The 18,281-nt window shown below is 50.7% G+C and carries 14 protein-coding genes; 8 read left to right on the forward strand and 6 right to left on the reverse strand.

Going from position 1 to position 18,281, the window contains the following annotated elements; genetic code table 11:
- The first annotated feature begins 99 nt into the window (after nt 1–99).
- From ACTUHY_RS07800 to ACTUHY_RS07810, 3 genes are all read left to right on the forward strand, one after another.
- A complete protein-coding gene (locus tag ACTUHY_RS07800; protein WP_442827269.1) occupies nt 100–1,815 on the forward strand; it encodes a M28 family peptidase in 1,716 nt (571 codons plus the stop codon).
- 62 nt (nt 1,816–1,877) lie between these two features.
- Nucleotides 1,878–3,392, forward strand: coding sequence for an AbgT family transporter (locus tag ACTUHY_RS07805; protein ID WP_442827270.1), 1,515 nt, complete (start codon nt 1,878–1,880; stop codon nt 3,390–3,392).
- 73 nt (nt 3,393–3,465) lie between these two features.
- Nucleotides 3,466–4,572: a mandelate racemase/muconate lactonizing enzyme family protein gene (locus ACTUHY_RS07810; protein WP_442827271.1), complete on the forward strand. Its 1,107-nt coding sequence runs from the start codon at nt 3,466–3,468 to the stop codon at nt 4,570–4,572.
- Nucleotides 4,573–4,632: 60 nt separating this feature from the next.
- On the opposite strand, the gene ACTUHY_RS07815 is transcribed toward ACTUHY_RS07810, so the two are convergent.
- Both ACTUHY_RS07815 and ACTUHY_RS07820 read right to left on the reverse strand, forming a co-directional pair.
- Nucleotides 4,633–5,946 carry an ATP-binding protein gene (locus ACTUHY_RS07815; RefSeq protein ID WP_442827272.1) on the reverse strand — a complete coding sequence of 438 codons (1,314 nt, stop codon included), beginning with the start codon at nt 5,944–5,946 and terminating at the stop codon, nt 4,633–4,635.
- A gap of 144 nt (nt 5,947–6,090) precedes the next feature.
- Nucleotides 6,091–7,011, reverse strand: a complete 921-nt coding sequence (locus ACTUHY_RS07820) for a LysR family transcriptional regulator (RefSeq protein WP_270420525.1) — start codon at nt 7,009–7,011, stop codon at nt 6,091–6,093.
- 129 nt (nt 7,012–7,140) lie between these two features.
- Here ACTUHY_RS07820 and ACTUHY_RS07825 point away from each other — a divergent pair, with 129 nt between their 5' ends.
- Both ACTUHY_RS07825 and ACTUHY_RS07830 read left to right on the forward strand, forming a co-directional pair.
- Complete coding sequence (locus ACTUHY_RS07825) at nt 7,141–8,031, forward strand: DUF6282 family protein (RefSeq protein WP_442827273.1); 891 nt, start codon at nt 7,141–7,143, stop codon at nt 8,029–8,031.
- A gap of 25 nt (nt 8,032–8,056) precedes the next feature.
- Entirely contained in the window at nt 8,057–9,370 is a 1,314-nt protein-coding gene (locus tag ACTUHY_RS07830) for an SLC13 family permease (RefSeq protein ID WP_442827274.1), read from the forward strand.
- Nucleotides 9,371–9,408: 38 nt separating this feature from the next.
- Here the strand turns inward: ACTUHY_RS07830 and ACTUHY_RS07835 are convergent, their stop codons facing one another.
- The 4 genes from ACTUHY_RS07835 to ACTUHY_RS07850 form a co-directional block, all read right to left on the reverse strand.
- On the reverse strand, nt 9,409–10,749 hold the full coding sequence (locus ACTUHY_RS07835) for an MATE family efflux transporter (RefSeq protein WP_442827275.1): 1,341 nt from the start codon (nt 10,747–10,749) through the stop codon (nt 9,409–9,411).
- 66 nt (nt 10,750–10,815) lie between these two features.
- Nucleotides 10,816–11,766, reverse strand: a complete 951-nt coding sequence (locus ACTUHY_RS07840) for a LysR family transcriptional regulator (RefSeq protein WP_442827276.1) — start codon at nt 11,764–11,766, stop codon at nt 10,816–10,818.
- Nucleotides 11,767–11,834: 68 nt separating this feature from the next.
- On the reverse strand, nt 11,835–13,058 hold the full coding sequence (locus ACTUHY_RS07845; RefSeq protein ID WP_442827277.1) for a dicarboxylate/amino acid:cation symporter: 1,224 nt from the start codon (nt 13,056–13,058) through the stop codon (nt 11,835–11,837).
- A 39-nt stretch (nt 13,059–13,097) separates the two neighbouring features.
- The gene (locus tag ACTUHY_RS07850; protein WP_442827278.1) at nt 13,098–14,135 is read right to left on the reverse strand and encodes a threonine aldolase family protein; all 1,038 of its coding nucleotides are present in this window, start codon (nt 14,133–14,135) and stop codon (nt 13,098–13,100) included.
- Between the two features lie 327 nt (nt 14,136–14,462).
- Here ACTUHY_RS07850 and ACTUHY_RS07855 point away from each other — a divergent pair, with 327 nt between their 5' ends.
- The 3 genes from ACTUHY_RS07855 to ACTUHY_RS07865 all read left to right on the forward strand — a co-directional run bounded on the left by ACTUHY_RS07855 (nt 14,463) and on the right by ACTUHY_RS07865 (nt 18,101).
- A complete protein-coding gene (locus ACTUHY_RS07855; RefSeq protein ID WP_442827279.1) occupies nt 14,463–14,957 on the forward strand; it encodes a nitroreductase family protein in 495 nt (164 codons plus the stop codon).
- A gap of 138 nt (nt 14,958–15,095) precedes the next feature.
- A complete protein-coding gene (locus ACTUHY_RS07860; RefSeq protein ID WP_442827280.1) occupies nt 15,096–16,658 on the forward strand; it encodes a PTS sugar transporter in 1,563 nt (520 codons plus the stop codon).
- A 153-nt stretch (nt 16,659–16,811) separates the two neighbouring features.
- Nucleotides 16,812–18,101, forward strand: coding sequence for a Na+/H+ antiporter NhaC family protein (locus ACTUHY_RS07865; protein ID WP_442827281.1), 1,290 nt, complete (start codon nt 16,812–16,814; stop codon nt 18,099–18,101).
- Nucleotides 18,102–18,281: the final 180 nt, after the last annotated feature.

The raw sequence follows: 18,281 nt of genomic DNA on the forward strand, positions 1-18,281 counted from the left end.
CATTTGTGTAATATCATAGTCAACTTTATACTGAATCTATCAAGAATGATAAAAACTTATAATTTGGAAAATAATCATGTAAATCAGAAGGGAAAAATCATGGAACAAGAAATCCTGGACGAAATTTCAGTTTCAAAGATGATGGAACATGTCAAAAGAATCAGCCACTGGGAACGATTGTCAGGCTCCGAGGACGAATGGAAAGCGTTTCAATATCAAAAGAAAGTGTTGGAAAATCTCGGATACAATGTTCGGCTAGAAAAACATGACGCCTATATCAGTTTGCCACTGGAAAGTGAAATTGAATTCGATGGAATGCAAATTCCTTCTCGTGCGCACTCGATGTCTGCTGATACCCATGGAAAGTTCGTAGAAGGCCCCTTGATTTATCTTGACAAAACTCTTATGGAAACTTCGGAGAAATTAACCGATTCTGAGATTCAAGGAAAAGTTGTCGCTTTTGATGGCCGAGCCATATATAAAAAAGTTGCGAAAGCAGAAAAAGCAGGCGCACTTGCGGTCATTGCCTTGCAAGATGACCCTCTTCGGGAATGTATTCCGTCAGGAGCATGGGGGTCTCCAACTACAAGCTCAAAAAGGCTTCTGCCCCGGATTCCTGTTGTATCTGTAAATGAAACTTATTCTCAGATTATTCGTCAGACCGTCCAGGAAAAGCGGGCAGATGGTTCTGAAGTTCCTATCAAAATCAAAGTGAAAATGGATAACGGTTGGCGAAAAATACCTTCCTTAACTGCTGAAATTAAGGCAAGCATCCCTACTGAAAAATTTGTCGTTTTTTCAGGGCACTTGGATTCTTGGTACTATGGAGCAACGGATAATGGAACAGTAAATGCTGCGCAGCTGGAAGTGGCCCGCATTGTTGCGAAACATAAAGATCAACTGAGACATAATTTTAGAGTCATTAATTTTTCAGGGCATTCTCACGGACGATATGCCGGATCTGCCTGGTATTTTATCCATTACTGGGAAGAAATGCATCGAAATTGTATTGTTAATGTAAATGCAGATACAATTGGCGGGAAGGATGCCAACGATATCACTCGTTCCATCATCATGCCGGAAACAAAACCATTGGCCAAGGAAATCATTAAACGGCAAACAGGTGTTGAGTTTAAAGGGACTCGGTGCCAAAGAGTAGCTGACCAAAGTTTTTGGCCCTGCGGTGTCAGCAGCGCTTTTGCTTCCTTTTCAAAGCAAGTATACCACAAGCGTCCGGATGGGACTTTGTATTTGGACAAAGGCAATGCAGATCTTGGCTGGTGGTGGCACACTCCGCTCGACACAATCGATGTAATCGATCCAGTGAATTATCTTCGAGATGTGAAAATATTCTTAGAATACATTTGGACTTTTTTAACAGCCCCGGTATTGCCCCTGCATTTTGATGAGACAGCACAGTCAATTGCTGCGGCGATAGATAAATGGCGGCAAAAAGCAGGAAAAAGAGTGGATTTGAGCAAGATCCATCAAAAGGCAGTTCAGCTTGTCCGGAAAAGCAAGATGGCTTTTGCTCCTGGTAAAATAGAGAAAATGGGAGACAATCGCATATTAAAAATGGGGCGTATATTAGTCCCATTGTATTTTACCACGGGGAATCTTTATCATAATGATGACGCTCTTTCTTATCCGGAGGTACCTTCTCTTATGAAAATCGATGAACTCCTGAAAACAGAAGAGCATTCTGATCGATCCTATGAATTGACTATAGAAATCGAAGAAAAAATCAATTATGTCAATGACAGTTTGAATCAGGCTCTGGAATTGCTGGAGAGCGTCTTAGAACAAGGAGCATAAAAATTTAAGTAAATGTACCAACCTTACTTCTTATGGGTATTGAGGTGGATGGGGGAATAACAATGGATAATGGAAAATTTAAGGAAATAAAAGGAAAGGAAAACTTTTTTGATAAAATCATTCGTTTGATCGAAGTGGTGGGAAATAAATTACCAAATCCAGTTATCCTGTTTTTCTTGGTTTGGCTTTTTGTCTTGATTTTGTCCCAGCTGCTAAATGGTGTTTCGGCAACGGATCCCTCTACTGGAAAAACGGTGATGGTCAAAGGCCTCCTTAATGGCAAGGACTTAACCTGGATGATAAAATCGATGGTCAAGAACTATACCAGTTTCTCTCCCTTGGGTGTAGTCTTGGTGATGATGATTGGGTTGGGTGTTACGACAGGCAGCGGTCTTTTAAATGAGGCCATGAAAAAAATAGCAGTAGTTCCTGAAAAATGGCTGGTATTTATTCTGTTGTTCGTGGGGATTTGCGGCAATATTGCTTCAGGAGCAGCTTCAGCTATTATCCCTGCATTGGGAGCAGCTCTTTTTCATGCGGCTCATAAAGACCCTATTTTTGGGCTGTGTATAGGCTTTGCCGGTGTTACGGCAGGATTTACGGCAAACTTAGCGCTGACAGGAACAGATGCTTTGCTAGCTGGGATTTCAACCACCGCTTATCAACTGGTTAAACCCAATGCTTCTGTATCTATTGCCTGTAACTATTATTTTATGTTTGCATCGACTCTTGTTATCGCAGTTGTTGCTACACTAGTCGTCAACAAATTTTTAATGCCACGTTATGGACAGTGGAATCCCAAATATGATTACTGCCAGGCTTCTATTGAAATCAAAAATGCGGAGAAAGAATTTCTGCCTTCCGAACTTGTCAATAAAGGACTCCATAGAGCCCTTCTGGCTACTGTGATTTATTGGGCTTTTCTGATAGGAATATTGAATCAAATCCTGTTGGATGGGATTGTGATTTTTATGATGCTTTACTTTATTGTTGTTGGATTGGTCTTTGGATGGACCACAGGGACCATGAAAAATGTGGCGCAGCTTGTCAAGGGAATGGAAAATGGTCTAAAAAACTGTATTGGATTTTTGGTGATTGCGTTTCCAATTTCCAATGCAATTGCTGCATTCGGGCGGTCTGGAATTGCGAATGTCCTAGCCATTGAACTGGCATCGTTTTGTGTGGAATACGGCATTACAGGGGTCCCTCTATTCATTACCGTCATCTTAATCGTCAGCTTTGTAAATCTGTTCTTGGTCAGCAGTTCTAGTAAATGGGCGCTGCTTTCCCCCATTATTGTACCTTTTATGTACTATTTGGGTTATACGCCGGAGGCTGCGCAGGTTTTGTACCGAATCGGTGATTCTTGTACGAACATTATCACTCCTTTGCAGCCCTTTATCGGTATGCATCTTGCAGTGATCCGCCGTTATGATGCTGATGCTGGTTTGGGAAGTATATTTTCTCGTACGTTACCGTTGTCCTTTACCTTTTTTGTTACATGGATCATTCTCTTGCTTATTTGGAACGCGTTGGGGTTGCCTCTCGGTCCTGGAGGCGTAGGTTTTACTTTATGAGTTGAAACTGTGGAAGTTTTTCAGTGTTCTTTGGAAAAGCAATATAGCCGCCTATCAAAAGGAGGGAGCCGCCATGCCCCAAATCATTCGTGGGGAAGTATATTATTTGGTTCGACCTCATGTTGTCTTGACAACCAGCTATGGTACACCCAAACAGGAAAAAGCACATGTCCTTTTGCGATTGGAAGATGAAGCTGGCAACGTGGGATTTGGAGAAGCAACTCCGTTGGAAAAGTTCACTGGTGAAACTAGCCATATGACTGAGCTGGTCCTGCGGGAAATTTTACTCCCGGTAATCCTGGGATTGGAAAGGGATGCGTTATCTATGGCCCATAAAGTCATGGATTATACCATTCCTGGGAATGAGGCTGCTAAAGCAGCTGTCGACTGCGCAATGTATGACTTGACGGCAAAAAGGCTGGGGATTCCCCTCTATGTCCTGTTAGGGGGAAAAGTTCGGGACTCCGTACCTTTGAATCGGCATATAAGCATTGTAGATACCGGCACTGCTGTAAAACAGGCTCAAGAGTATATAGCACAGGGATGCTGCAGCCTTAAGATGAAAGTTGGTGGCATTGTGGAAGCTGATATAGAACGGATCAAGGCTGTCAGAGCAGCTGTAGGGATGGATGTAAAAATCCGAATCGATGCCAATGGAGGGTATACTTATTCGGAGGCTTTTTCTTTGATTCAAGGAGTGAAAGACTGTAAACTTGAATTTTATGAGCAATTTCTTCCGGCAGACAGGGTAGGAGAGTTGAAAGCACTACGGTTGGCAACGGGCGTTCCTATGCTCATTGATGAAGGAATCCATTCTGTCGGGGATGCAGTACACTGTTTCAGTACTGCCGCTGCCGATGCGGTTACCATAAAACTATGCAAGTGCGGAGGGCTATATCCTGCCCTAAGCATTGCGGGAATTGCTTTCAGTATGGGTGCCAAAGTCATTGTAGCATCAACGTATGATACTCAGATAGGCTGTGGGATTTGTCTGCATCTGGCAGTAGCATTGGCAAATGCAGATACGGGATGTGATTTAACAACGTATGCGACTCAGTCGGCATGGGCAAAAACCAGTCATACAATGCGAAATATGTGTTTATATGTAGGTGATGCTTCAGGTTGTGGCGTATATTCGATGAAAGACTTTCCACCTTTGGAAGAGAGCTGTATGATTTAAACATAAAAAATGGGTAAGGGGTGTTATACGTATAATTTCTGTACGTGCAGCAGTCCCTTTTTATACTTCCGTCAGCAGGAATCCCATATAGAACGGCAGGTTCAGGATTTTTCCCTGGCGGTTCAGCTGGGTGTCGGCTAGTTTGATTCCCTGGTTTACTGGATACCGTTCTGGCTGAGACAGGATGGTTTTCAGGCTCTTGGCGTACCCGTTGGTGGCTTTTACTTCTACCAGAGTGGCTTTTCCTTTTAAACGGATGACAAAATCAATCTCCAGCCCGGAATCCTTATGGAAATAGTACAGCTTTCGTCCCATTTTGTGGAAAAAATCAGCGGCTAGATTTTCATAAATGGCACCTTTGTATCCCAACATATTCCCGTGCAGGATATCTGACTGGGTGCCGTCTTCCAGCATGCTGACGAAAAGTCCTGTGTCTGCCATATAGACTTTGAATATGTTGTCCACCGCATACCCTTCCAGGGGCAAATCTGGCAGAGACAGATTGTAACACCGGCAGATGATGCCGGCATCTTCGATCCATTGGAGGGAACTGCTGAATTTTTGGGCATTGCCCCGGGACTCTACTACAGAATATTGGAATTTCTTATTTTCTTTGGCCAGCTGCCGGGGAATAGAAGCAAAGCACTGACGGATGCGGCCTTTATCCCGATTCTCTGCATACTTGACCATGTCATCTTCATAAGAATGGATGATATTTCGTTGGAGCAGAAGGACTTCTTGAAGATTGTGCCGTTCTACAAAGCTTTGGACGACAGCTGGCATCCCGCCCACAATCGTATACAGCTTTAACAGTTCCCTCATTTTTTCATGGAGGGCTGAAGGAACGGGCTGTTCTTTTTCTAGGCAGGTGCGGAGAAAACCAATGACTTCCGCCTTGATGCCTTGGGCCCAAAGGAATTCTTCGAAATCCATGGGATACATGATCATGAGCTGTTCATAGCCCACTGGGATGGATTTGGGGGTTCCATAGCCGCTGACGCCCAGCAGAGACCCTGTGGCGATTACATCATAACGCCCGTCCAGGCTAAAAAACTTCAAAGCCGTCCGGGCTTCTGGACATTCCTGGATTTCGTCCAAGATGATAACGGTGCTGCCCGGTTCGAAGACCGCGTCTGGGAGCTGGACGGACATGAGCATGGTCAGGGTATCCACGGACAGGCTGTTCTGGAATATTTTGGCATATTGAGGATTTTCGAAAAAATTAAGATAAACAGTATGGGCATAGTGGGAATGGGCAAAATCCAGTACAGAAGCGGTCTTTCCGCATTGCCGGACTCCCTTGATGATGAGAGGCTGGTGATTCGGTCGCTTTTTCCAGGCTGCCAGTTGTTGATTGATTTTTCGTTTCAGCATGGATGGAACCTCCTTTCCTGTCCATCATATCTCATAAAACAATATTTTTCAAGGGAAATAGGCTGTACATAAAATAAATTTCGTACCAAAAATATTGATTCTGCAATATTTTTGGTACGAAATTTATTTTTTATGGATTGTCTCTCATCTCCCCAGTGTCTCGAAAATCACCTGATCCAGGGCCTGGGTGGCTTTGGAATGGTAGCGGCCCGGGGCCATGGCGGTGCCCAGGGCGATGGAGGTGCCGTCTTTGCCCAAGGAAAGCAGCTGGGCTTTGTGGAAATACTGGCGGGAACTGGCATAGGTAAAGGCTAGGCCAAGGCCGTTGGCTCCCAGGGAAGCGGCGAACAGGGCAGAAAGATTTTCATTGTAGGCGGTAGGGTTGATCCCATGGCGCAGGAAAATCCTGCGGGCTTCCCGTCCCAGGATGGTGTCGTAGCCGCTGAGCAGGAATTCGAACTGGGCGGCTTCTTCGATATCGATGTATTGGGAAAGCTGGGAGGGATGCTGCCCGTCCTGGCCCTGGTGCACCAGCTCCATCACTGGGTGGCTGGGATGGGTGATCAGGCAGATTTCATCGTTCATCAGGAAACGGGTCTGGATGCGGCTGTGCTTTTCCGGCATAACCAGGAGGGCCAGGTCGATTTCTCCGGTCAGCAGCATCTGTTCCAGATCCAGGGAATTTTCTTCTACGATTTGGACGTGGATGCCCGGATAGAGGGTCCGGAAGGTCTGGAGGACCGGGGGCAGCAGGAAGGATCCCCGGAAAGAACTGATCCCCAGGATCACCTTGCCTCCTTTCAGTTCACTGATGTCCTGCATTTCATCTTTGGCTCTGTGGAATTCCGTCAGGGTATCCCGGGCAAACTGGATCAGCCGTTTGCCTTGGTCCGTGGGACGGACACCGCTGGCGGTCCGGATGAACAGGCGATAGCCCAGATGGGCCTCTGTCACACTTAAAAATTGAGAAAGGCTGGACTGGGCCATATACAGCCGTTCTGCCGCCCGGGAAATGCTTTTTTCTTCGGCAATGGCAATCAGGTAATGCAGTTCGCGCAGATCCATAGAAACCTCCTTGGATATCGGTTTTTCCGATACATCATATAGCATATTCTCCCGTTCTGCAATAGCCTTGCACAAGCTACACTAAAAGCAAGGCTATTCAGAATACTTGTGAAACAAGGAGAGAAGAATATGAGCAGAGTATCTTTGCAGGGAATTTGCGATATGCACGTCCACACCAATCCGGACCTGCGGCTGCGGGCCTACAACGATCTAGAGCTGGCTGATGCGGCTGTCAGGGTGGGGGCCCGTGCCATTGTCATCAAATCCCATCTGGGCTTTACGGTCAATCGGGCGGCCATTGCCAATGCCTATGTGAAAAAAGTCTATGGAGAAAACACTCCGTTCACCATGTATGGCGGCGTGGTGATGAACAAAGTCATCGGGGGCGTGAATCCGGAGGCTGTGGAAAAGGGATTGAAACTGGGAGCCAAGGTCATCTGGTTGCCCACCCAGTCGGCCCGGCGGCATCTGGAAAAAATGGGGAAAGATCCCGCTGATGGAATCCAGCTGATCCGAGACGGGAAAGTGATCCCGGAACTGGAAGCCGTATTCCGTCTGGTCAAAGACTATGATGCGGTGCTGGCAACGGCCCATGTTTCTCCGGAAGAAGCTTTTGTGGTGGTGGAAGCTGCCCGGAAAGCCGGCGTGGGAAAAATCGTGATCACCCATCCGGAATGGTGGGTCTGCGGCTATACCCTGGAAGATCAGCTCCGGCTGGTGAAAGATTATGATGTGATCCTGGAACGGTGCTATGCCCAAAATATGGGGAAAGGGAAGAAGTACCATCTGAATCTGCGGGAAAATGCCGAATTGATCCAGGCCGTGGGGTACCAGCATGTGATGGTGGATACGGACGGAGGCCAGACGGAAAACCCGGATTGGGAAACGGAAATCTATGAATACATGCATTACCTGGTGGAATACGGGATCCCGGAAGAACAGGTCTATTACATGACCAAGACCATTCCCTACCGTCTGCTGGGCATCAAAGAGGAACCTGTGGGCGCAGCCAAGGACTGAAGCCTGATCCGGAGGAGGAACACATATGCTGAGTGCCGTCATTATCCTATCCATTGCCATCGCCATTTATCTGGGTTATAAGACCGGCCTGAACACCGGCCTGTTCTGTATCGTCTTTGCCTATCTGATCGGGTGCCTGGTGATGGGGCTGAAACCGAAGGCCATCATCGGTTTTTGGCCTGTCAGTACCATGTTTGTGATTTTATCCGTTTCGCTGTTCTACAATGTGGCTGCCATTAACGGGACCCTGGAAAAGATGTCCGGATCCCTGCTGTATTCCTGCCGGAAATTTCCGGGTCTGCTGCCCTACGCTCTTTTTGGAGTGGCGGTGATCCTTTCGGTGATGGGAGCGACGTATTTTACTGTACTGGCTTTCCTGGCGCCCATCACCATGTTGATCTGTGATGAATCCAAAATGGACAAACTGACCGGGGCTGTGGCCATCAACTGCGGAGCCCTGTGCGGCGGGAATTTCCCTACGTCCAACTTGGGGGTGATTTTCCGCGGTCTCTCCGATTCCGCTTATGAGGCCCTGAAAGTCAAGGCACCTATGGATTCATTCAACATGGAAATGGAAATCTTCCTGCTTTCTCTTGTTTTCTCCCTGCTCCTGATTACGGTGTTCCGGTATGGAATCAAAGCCAATCGGAATATCGGCCAGGGTGTGACCTTCCAAAAACCGGAGCCTTTTACCCCGATCCAGAGCCGGACGCTGACTTTGATGCTGGTGATGATGGTGGTGGTCCTGATCTTCCCGCTGCTGAAGATTCTGATGCCGGGAAATCCAGCCATCTCTTACCTGGCCGCCAAAGTGGATGTGGGCCTCGTGGCCATTATTTTCGCGGTGATCGCCCTGCTGATGAAGCTGGCTCCCCAGAAGGAAGCCATTTCGAAGATTCCCTGGAATACCATCATCATGATTGCCGGAGCCGGCATGCTGATTGCCGTAGCGGTGAAGGCCGGGACCATCAAGATGCTCAGTGCCTGGGTGGGAGCCCATGTGCCCACGCCTCTGATTCCCCTGGCTTTCTCCATCATCGCCGCCATCATGAGCTTCTTCAGCTCCACCACTGGCGTCGTGACACCGGCTTTGTTCCCGCTGATCCCGGGACTGGCGGAAAGTACCGGGCTGTCGGCTGCCGTGCTCTTTGCCTGCACCGTACTGGGAGCTCAGTCCAGTGCCATCAGTCCTTTCTCTTCCGGAGGTTCCCTGATCCTAGGATCCACTCCCAAAGAGGAGGACCGGAGTACCTTGTTCAGTAAGCTGCTGCTCCGGGCGGTACCCATCAGTGTGCTGGCAGCGGCTGCCTATAATTTCATTGTGGCGGTTGTATTGTAAAAAAGAAGGGGCTGTGAATTTTTCACACCCCTTCTTTTTTATTTCCTATGCTTCCAGAACAAGTAGAAATACAGTACCTCCAGTACGCAGCAGCTCATCCAGCCTACGGGGTAGCCGAAGCCGACAGTCATGGGCGTATTGTTGATGAATCGGGTCATGAGGTAGAGGTAGATCTGGCGGATCAGGACAAAGGTCAGCAGCATGATGACCATGGGACCGATGGAATCTCCCCGGCCCCGCAGGGCTCCGGCCAAGACCTGGTTCACACAGTTGAAGAGCATGAAGAAGATGTTGATGTGGATGAAGGTCACACCGGCTTTGATCACGGGTTCGTCTCCGGTGAACAGGCGCATGGAAGTATCGGCAAAGATAAAAAGCAGGGCAGCGACGGCGCCTGTAATGGCCAGGCTCATGAGAATGGACGTGACCGTTCCGTCGATGGCCCGTTTTTCATTGTGGGCGCCCATGTTCTGGGCCACGAAGGTGGTGGCAGCCATGGCCATGGAAAGGACTGGCAGCATGATGAATTGGTCCAGCTTGTTGTAGCAGCCCCAGCCGGCCATGACGACGGCTCCGAAGAAGTTGATATAGGATTGGACAAAGATGTTGGAGAAGGAAGTGATGATGCTCTGGATGGCCGTGGGCAGCCCCACCCGGAAAATCTGGCTCAGGAGCCCCCGGTCCAGGCACAGGTCTGCAAAGGAGAACCGGTAGATATCCCGGGTCTGCAGGAGGACGGCCATGGTGGCTCCGGCAGAGATGAACTGGGCCAGGATGGTGGCATAGGCTACGCCGGCAATGCCCCAATGGAACACCACAACAAAGAGCAGGTCCAGGAAGATGTTCAGGAGGCTGGTGAGGATCAGGAAGTACAGGGGCCGTTTCGTATCGCCCACGGCCCGGAGGATGCCACTGCCCATATTATAGAGGAGCAGACCGGTGACGCCGGCAAAATAGATACGGAGATATAGGGCCGCCTGATTGAATACATCGGCTGGCGTCTTCATGAAACGGAGCATGAAATCGGTGCCGGCCAGGAAAAATACGGTGAACAGCAGGCACAGGGCAAAGGTAGCGCCCATGGTGGTCTCTACGGCCCGGTGGAGCAGCTTGTGGTCCTTGGCTCCGAAATATTTGCCGATGATCACCGTGGCGCCGATGGAGAACCCATTGAAGAAGAAAACGGACATATTGGTGATCATAGTAGTGGAACTGACCGCAGCCAGGGCCTGAGTCCCTACGAAATTCCCCACGACGATGGAATCCACCGTATTGTACAGCATCTGGAAGATGTTGCCGATCATGAGCGGCAGGGCGAATTCCAGGATCAGCCGGGGGATGCTGCCTGCCGTCATATCTTTTGTCTTGGAACGTTCCATGGAATCGCCTGCCTTTGGGGAATTGTAAGATAATTTCTTTTTATTATATCATACTTTTTTGTTTCTTTATATTTCCCGGTCCCGGCACTGCTGCTGGAGACTGTCCAGGAACCGTTCCAGGGCCGGAGACTGGATGCGGCTGCGCAGGATGTTGGCATAGGTCCCTCGTTCGGCAATTCGGCTGTCCAGACGGAAGAAAAGGGCATCGGACGGGGTCCCCATTTTACGGATCAGGAAGCTGCCGACCACGGCGGCGCCCATGCCCAGCCGGGCCATGGAATACAGGGTATTGGTCTGGTCCATTTCCAGGACGATGGGCGGTTTGATGCCGGCTTCCCGGAACAATCCATCGGTACAGCGGCGGAGATTGTTCCCTTCTCGCAGGAGCAGGAACGGCGTCTGCCCAAAAGTTGCTAAAGAAATGGCGGGGAGATGGTTTTCTTCTTCAGTTCCGATCTTTTGGAAATCCGCCTGCCTGTCCAGGGAAACCAGCTCTGGACAGAGGGCAGGGAGGACCATGACGTAGAGATGGTCATCGAACAGGCGCAGGTTCCGGTACCGGGAACGGTCCATTTTTGTATTGGTGATCATCAGATCGATGAAGCCGCTGTCCAGCCGTTTCTGCAGATAGGGTGTTACATTTTCGAACAGTTCGATCTTCACTTCCGGATATTCTTTGCGGAATTCGGAAATGGCATCGGCCAGGAGGTAGGTGGAGAAAAAACTGCTGGCCCCGATAGCTACCCGTCCCTTGACCGTCGTCTTCATCTCGGAGATGTAGCGGTCCAGATCGTTCTTCAGAAGATACAGGGCTTGGGAAGCCTGGATATATTTCTGGCCGAATTCCGTCAGGCTGATGGGCATGGTATCCCGATTGAAGATGGGGGATCCGATTTCCCGTTCGGCTTTCCGGACCGTCGTACTGAGGGAAGATTGGGAAATGTGCAGCTTCTCGGCAGCACGGCTGAAACTTTTTTCTTTGTATACGTTATAGATATAGTCCACATATCGGAACATGGCTTTTCCTCCCCAAAAGAAAATCTGCCCCCATTATATACTAGGGGCAGATTCCTTTGCCAGAGAGTCTAGGCGCGTTTTTCAGATTTTTCTTCGGCTTTGCCGACGATGACGGTACCGACCAGGTCACCCAGGCAGTTGTTGGTGGTGGTCCCCATATCGAACAGGCGATAGAAAGCGGCGATGACGCCGACCACTTCAATGGGCAGGCCGACCGCCTGGACTACCACCATCAGCTTCACGATCCCGCTGCCAGGGATGCCACCGCCGCCCATGGACATGATGGTGGAAATGAAGATTACATTGATCAGCTGGGGCAGGGACATGTGCTGGCCCTCCATCTGGCAGATGAAGAGGATGACGCAGGCATATAGCAGTACGGATCCATCGGTATTCATCTGGGAACCCAGCGGGATGGTGAAACCGGAAATCTTTTCCGGGATCCCGAATTTTTCTTTGGCGACTTTGATGTTGACCGGGATGGAGGCGATGGAGCTGCAGGTGGATAAGGTATAGATCCACAGTTCTGCACTGTCTTTCAGGAACTTCAGCGGATTGATATGGGCGAAGACCAGCAGGAAGCCTCCGTAGACAATCAGTACGTGGGCCAGGCAGGCGGCATAGTAGGTCCCTACCAGGACGGCCATGCTGGTAAAGATGCCGGCGCCGTATTTGCCGAAAGAGCTGCCCATGAGGAAGAAAATCCCGATGGGGGAGACTTGCATGATCATATTGATGAGGGAGAAGATCATAGAGTTGGCAGCTTCGAAAACCTGCTTGATGGTCTTTTTATGTTCTTCATTTTTCATCTTCAGGATGGCAATGCCCAGGAGGATGGAAATGACCAGGGTCTGGACGATATTGCCTTTGGCGAAGGAGGCAATCATATTGGTGGAAAACAGATCCTTCAGGAACCCGGCAAAGGTGATGTCCACGCTGCCGGTGACTTTTTTGGCGGCCAGTCCGGCAAAGTTGGCATAGTGCCCGGGCTGCAGGACGGAAGCAACCACCAGTCCTACCACACAGGCCAGGACGGTGGTGATGACATAGTAGGTGATGATCCGGCGGCTGACCCGTTTCAGGGAAGTCAGATTGTCCTGGGAGATGATCCCTGTTATGATGGTGCAGACCACCATGGGGATGACGATCATTTTGATGCAGTTCAGCCAGATATCCCCGATGAAGCCCAGCTGGACCATGGTTTTTCCGCCGACTAGTCCTGCCAGGGACCCTAGGACCATGGCCGTGAAGATTTGCGTGGTGAGAGAGATTTTCTTTCCGTGGATGACCATATTTATGCTCCTTTCCAGATTGGCTCGAATCTGGCTATTTTACAGTTCCGCATCCAGCTGCCGGATGATAGCCGCTGCGTCCAGGGCATCCTGCCGGGTGATCCCTTTATAGAAGACAAGACGGACGGAGGTGTTGATGATGGGACGGATCCAGAGCCCTTTGGCTTTGGCCCGGCTGCAGAATTCCTGAGGGGTGATGCCCGATTGCACTACATCCAGCATGAGGATATTGGTCTGGACATCTTTTTGGACGATGATTTTCCTCAGATCCTGCAGCTGGGCGGCACAGGCGGCACAATTGTCGTGGTCTTCCTGGAGCCGTGGGATATTGTGTTCCAGGGCGTAGATGGCGGGGGCGGCGATGATGCCGGCCTGGCGCATGGCCCCGCCCATCAGTTTCCGGGTCTCCTTGGCGTCCCGGATGAAATCCCGCGAGCCGCACAGTACGGAACCTACCGGTGCTCCCAGCCCTTTGGAAAAGCAGAACTGAACGGAATCTACATACTGGCAGAGCTGATCCACCGGTGTCTTCAAGTATAGAGATGCATTGAAGAGACGGGCTCCGTCCATATGGACTGGGACATGGTACTGGCTGGCCAGGTCATGGATCTTTTTCAGGCTGGCTTCCGTGATGCAGGTGCCCCCTGTGTAGTTATGGGTGTTTTCCAGGCAGAGCAGTTTGATCTTCCCTGTTTTACACTGGTCTTCGATTTCCGTCAGATCAGGCTGGAAAGCCTTATCCAAATGATAGATGGCTTTTTTCAGTTGTCCGAATCGAGGGTCGAAGGCCGTCTTTTCACTCCGGTCCAGGTGTTGCAGGTCGTTGACCAGGACAGTATCCCCCGGGCGGCACCAAGTAAGGACCGCCGCCTGGTTCCCCAAAGTCCCGGAGGTGCAGAGGAGCCCCGCTTCTTTTCTCGTCAAGGCAGCTGACAGGTCTTCCAGCCGGTTGACGGTGGCATCTTCCCCCCGTCCAGCAGCGTCGAGACGGCCATCATCCCCCAGCGGAGCAGAAAGGATGGTTTCCAGCATAGGACGGTCCGGTAAAGTCAATGTGTCACTTCTCAAATCGATCATTGTTTGCCTCCTGAAAACGAAAAGTATCATAAAATAATAGAATCAATACATTTTCATTATAAATTGTATAAACGCCTGCGTCTAATACAGAAATAAAAAAGTCCCCTATTGATGGGTATCAATGGGGGCTTTTCCGTTCACTCCGATAAATGGATCAGGGGTTCCACTAGACAAAATAATGGAAAGAATATCTTGCGCACGGTACCAAGGACAGGATAGCTTCCACGACAGGACCTATCAAGGATTTCCCACAGGGAATCTCCTTGCGGGAACGGGACGGCTTTGGTATAGTAACCTTACAGAAATAGGGAAAGGAGATCCATACTAATGGAAAACTTGTTTCATCGTACCAGTGTGAGGAAATATCTGTCCAAGCCTGTGGAAAAAGGAAAGATCCTGGAGATCCTCCGGGCCGCCATGGCGGCTCCTTCTGCCTGCAACCAGCAGCCCTGGCGCTTTACTGTGGTGACGGATCGGGCAAAGATCCAGGAACTGGCGGCGGTCAGCCATTTTTCCGCGTTTGCATCGGAAGCGCCGGTGCTCCTGGTAATCAGCTACCGGAAAGACTGCCAGCTGCCGGAATTTGCTCCAGTGGATACCAGTGCGGCCCTGGAAAATCTCTGGATCGAAACCGATGCCCAGGGATTGGGCGGTGTCTGGATGGGGGTCTATCCCCGGACAGAACGGATGGCGGCTGTGGGGAAAATCGCAGGGCTGCCAGCAGAAGAAGAGGCCTTTGCCATGTTCTCCCTGGGTTATCCAGCAGGGGAAATCAAGAAACATGACCGGTTCCGGGAAGAATGGATCCGGTGGATCGAGTGAAGGGACAATTCCACTGCTGCAAGAGTTACATCTTGACAGGAACTCTATAATTTAGTACACTAGCGGAGTAAAGCAAAACAACAGAACGGTCCGGCTGAGGAAGACGGGCCGTTTCAATTTCCTGAGGGGGTCCTGTATATGGCAAAAACGGCAGCAATCCTGGGCAGTAGCGGAGGCAATCTGTACAACCTAGGAGGGAAAGATCCGGCGTCTCTATTGGGAGAAATGGTCCGGCAGATCAAGGCGGCAGGCATCCAGCTGGCTGCCATCCAATTCATTGCGGCGGAATCCTCTATGGATACCGCCAAACCGGAAACCAAGGCAGCCCTGTGGATCTGGGACGGTGAGCAGCCCCGGGTCATTTTCCGAGGGACTCTGGAAGAGGTGAACCGGGAAGCAGTCTTGGAAGACGAAAAGATCGCCGGTCTCATCGATGAAGGGAAAGTGGACGGACTGATCCTGGCCAGTTGCGACCCCAAGGGCGCCAATGCCCGGGCCATGGAGGCAGCTGCAGAAAAGAAACTGGCTGCCACCGGTACTGGCGGGACGTCCATGGCCCTGGCCCAATCCATGGGGCTCAATGTGGTGGCGGTATCCGGCACTACTGGCACCACTAACCGGACCCGGGCTATTGCCAATGTGTTCGCCCTGGCTAAGTACTGGAACTTGAGCTATCGGCCAGCTATGAACGGGGGCGTGACCACGGAAGGACCGGAAGAAAAGACCAGTCTCCTGTCCCGGATCAGCGTCCGGGGGATCCTGATGGCCTCCCTGCCCGGCTTCATTGCCATGGCATTGACATTGATTCTCAGCAAAGTGCCCGGACTGGCTTACTTTGAAAAGATCTTCAACGTGATGATCGATGCCCTGCCGGTGATCGTAGCCACGGTGGCCGCCAAACAGGTCTCCGGCATGGGGGATGTGGCTATCGTGGCCGGCGTGGTCACCGGGATCCTGTCCGTGAAAGGCGGGCTGATCGGAGGCATCATCGGGGGTATCCTCGCTGGGATCCTGGTCCAGTTCCTGCTGCTCAAATGCCTGAAGCTGAACTTCCCTGCTACCACAGCCAATATCGTGGCCGGGGGCATTGCCGGCCTGGCTGCCGGCCTGTTGGTCTATCTGTTCATCGCGCCTCTGGCGGAGGCGGTGGGGAACGGGATCCGTTATGTGATCGATTGGGCCTTCTCCATCCATCCCATGCTCTGCGGCGGGCTGGCCGGCCTTTTGATCTGGCCAGCCATCATAGGCGGTATGTACCATGCAGCCATCCTGCCCATCATCCTGCTGGAAATGGAAAAGACCGGGAACTCCTTCCTGGGAGCCATCGATATGGTGGGTCTGGTGATGGTGTCCGCCGGAATCATGGCGGCCAATATCCTGGCTCCCCGGCGGAAGGACGACCGGGCCCTGGCTATTCCGGGACTGTTCATCAACATGGCTTTCGGGACCTTTGTAGAGGCGGCTTATCCCTTCATGTTTTCCAATAAAGTGGTGATGGCCGGGGCCATCATTGCGGCCGGGGTAGGCGGTGTGGCTGTGGGTTACTTCAATGTGCGGGGGACGGCCTATGTGCCCAGCATCGTGGCGCCCACCCTGTCCAACAATGTGCTGGGCTTTGCCCTGTGCATGTTCCTGTCCGCCTTCTTTGCGTTCTGTATTACAGTGGCAGCGAACCGGTTTACGAAGGGAAAGGAAGAATAAAAAATAGAGGGACTGCTGCAAGGGACGTGCAGCAGCCCTGTTTTTATGCTGACAAAAAGGACTTTTTTTAGGTAAAATAAAAGAAACATTTTCGCAGCAGCGTTCTTTTATTTATGGAAAAATAGAAATGTAATGTATAGGAGTCTTGCAATCATGGAAAATCTCATCCTAGGGACGTTCTGCCTGATCCTTTTTGTCTGTATCTTTACGGGACTACCCTTGCTGGGAGCTTTGTTTCTGGGGCTTTTGCTGTTTTTCGGTTATGGACTGTATCGGGGCCACTCTTTTCAGGCCGTGGCGAAAATGGCCTGGCAGGGGGTCCTGTCGGTCAGGACCATCTTCCTGGTGTTCCTTCTGATCGGCATGCTGACGGCATCCTGGCGGGCCTCCGGCACCATCGGCTACATCATCGCTTTGGCAGTCCGGTTCATCCGGCCTTCCGTATTCCTGTTGCTGACTTTTTGGCTGAATTGCGCCGTTTCCTTCCTGTTAGGGACTTCTTTCGGCACGGCAGCTACCATGGGGGTGATCACTCTGTCCCTGGGGGAAACCTTGGGAATCCCGTCTCTTTATACGGGCGGCGCTATGCTTTCAGGGGTTTATTTTGGGGACCGGATGTCTCCAGTTTCTACCAGCGCCCTGCTGGTCAGTGTATTGACGGAAACGGACATCTATAAGAACATCGGGAACATGGCTCGGTTTGCCCTGGTTCCTTTTGGAATGGCCAGCTTGTTTTACCTTGTATTGGGGCTGGGGCTGCCCGGGGCAGGTCAGGTGGGAAACTTGGTCAGCGGTTTGTACAATATCTATAATTTTACCCCTTGGCTGCTTTTGCCGGCAGTCAGCATCCTGGCATTGAGCTTCTTCCGGTTTTCCGTTAAGAAGAATATGGCCGTGAGCATTGTCTGCGCCTTGATCCTGAGCCATTTCCTCCAGGGATGGCCCTGGAAACATGTGGTGCGGATCTTGTTTTTCGGCTACCATCTGTCAGATCCGGAATATGCCAATATGCTCAGCGGCGGGGGAATCGTTTCCATGGTCCGGGTCGCTGCCATCGTGTGCTTGTCCGCTTCTTTCGGAGGCATTTTCAAGGGGACTGGGTTGCTCCAGGGCATAGAGACACTGTTCCGAAAGCTGAAGGAGAAGCTGGGGACCTACCCTTCCCTGATCCTGGCAGCTCTGTTTACCGGGATGGTTTCCTGCAACCAGACTTTGAGCATCATGCTGACTCATCAATTGTGCCGGCCTTTTGTTCCAGATCGGGAACAGCTGGCCCTGGACTTGGAGAACACAGCGGTGGTGATTTCCCCGCTTATTCCTTGGTCCATCGCCTGTGCCACTGTCCTAGATTCGACAGGGGCTCCCCATGGTTCAGTTTTTCTGGCGGTGTATCTGATCTTGTTGCCGGGGTGGGGGCTGATAAAAAGCCGTTCCGCCGCATAAAGCAGCAGAATGGCTTTGGGGTCGTAACTCGTGACCCGCGACTTCCCCAAAAAGGAGCTGTGAAGAAATGAGGATTCATTTCTTCACAGCTCCTTTTTTGTTGTCTCTTTTTACTCCTGGCAGTAAAAGGCAAGAGAAAAAGGGTATACTTCCCCCTTCCCCCCAAAACTCAGCTTTTTA

This window comes from Acidaminococcus nyctereutis, from assembly GCF_052216985.1.
Classification (GTDB): Bacteria; Bacillota; Negativicutes; order Acidaminococcales; family Acidaminococcaceae; genus Acidaminococcus; species Acidaminococcus fermentans_A.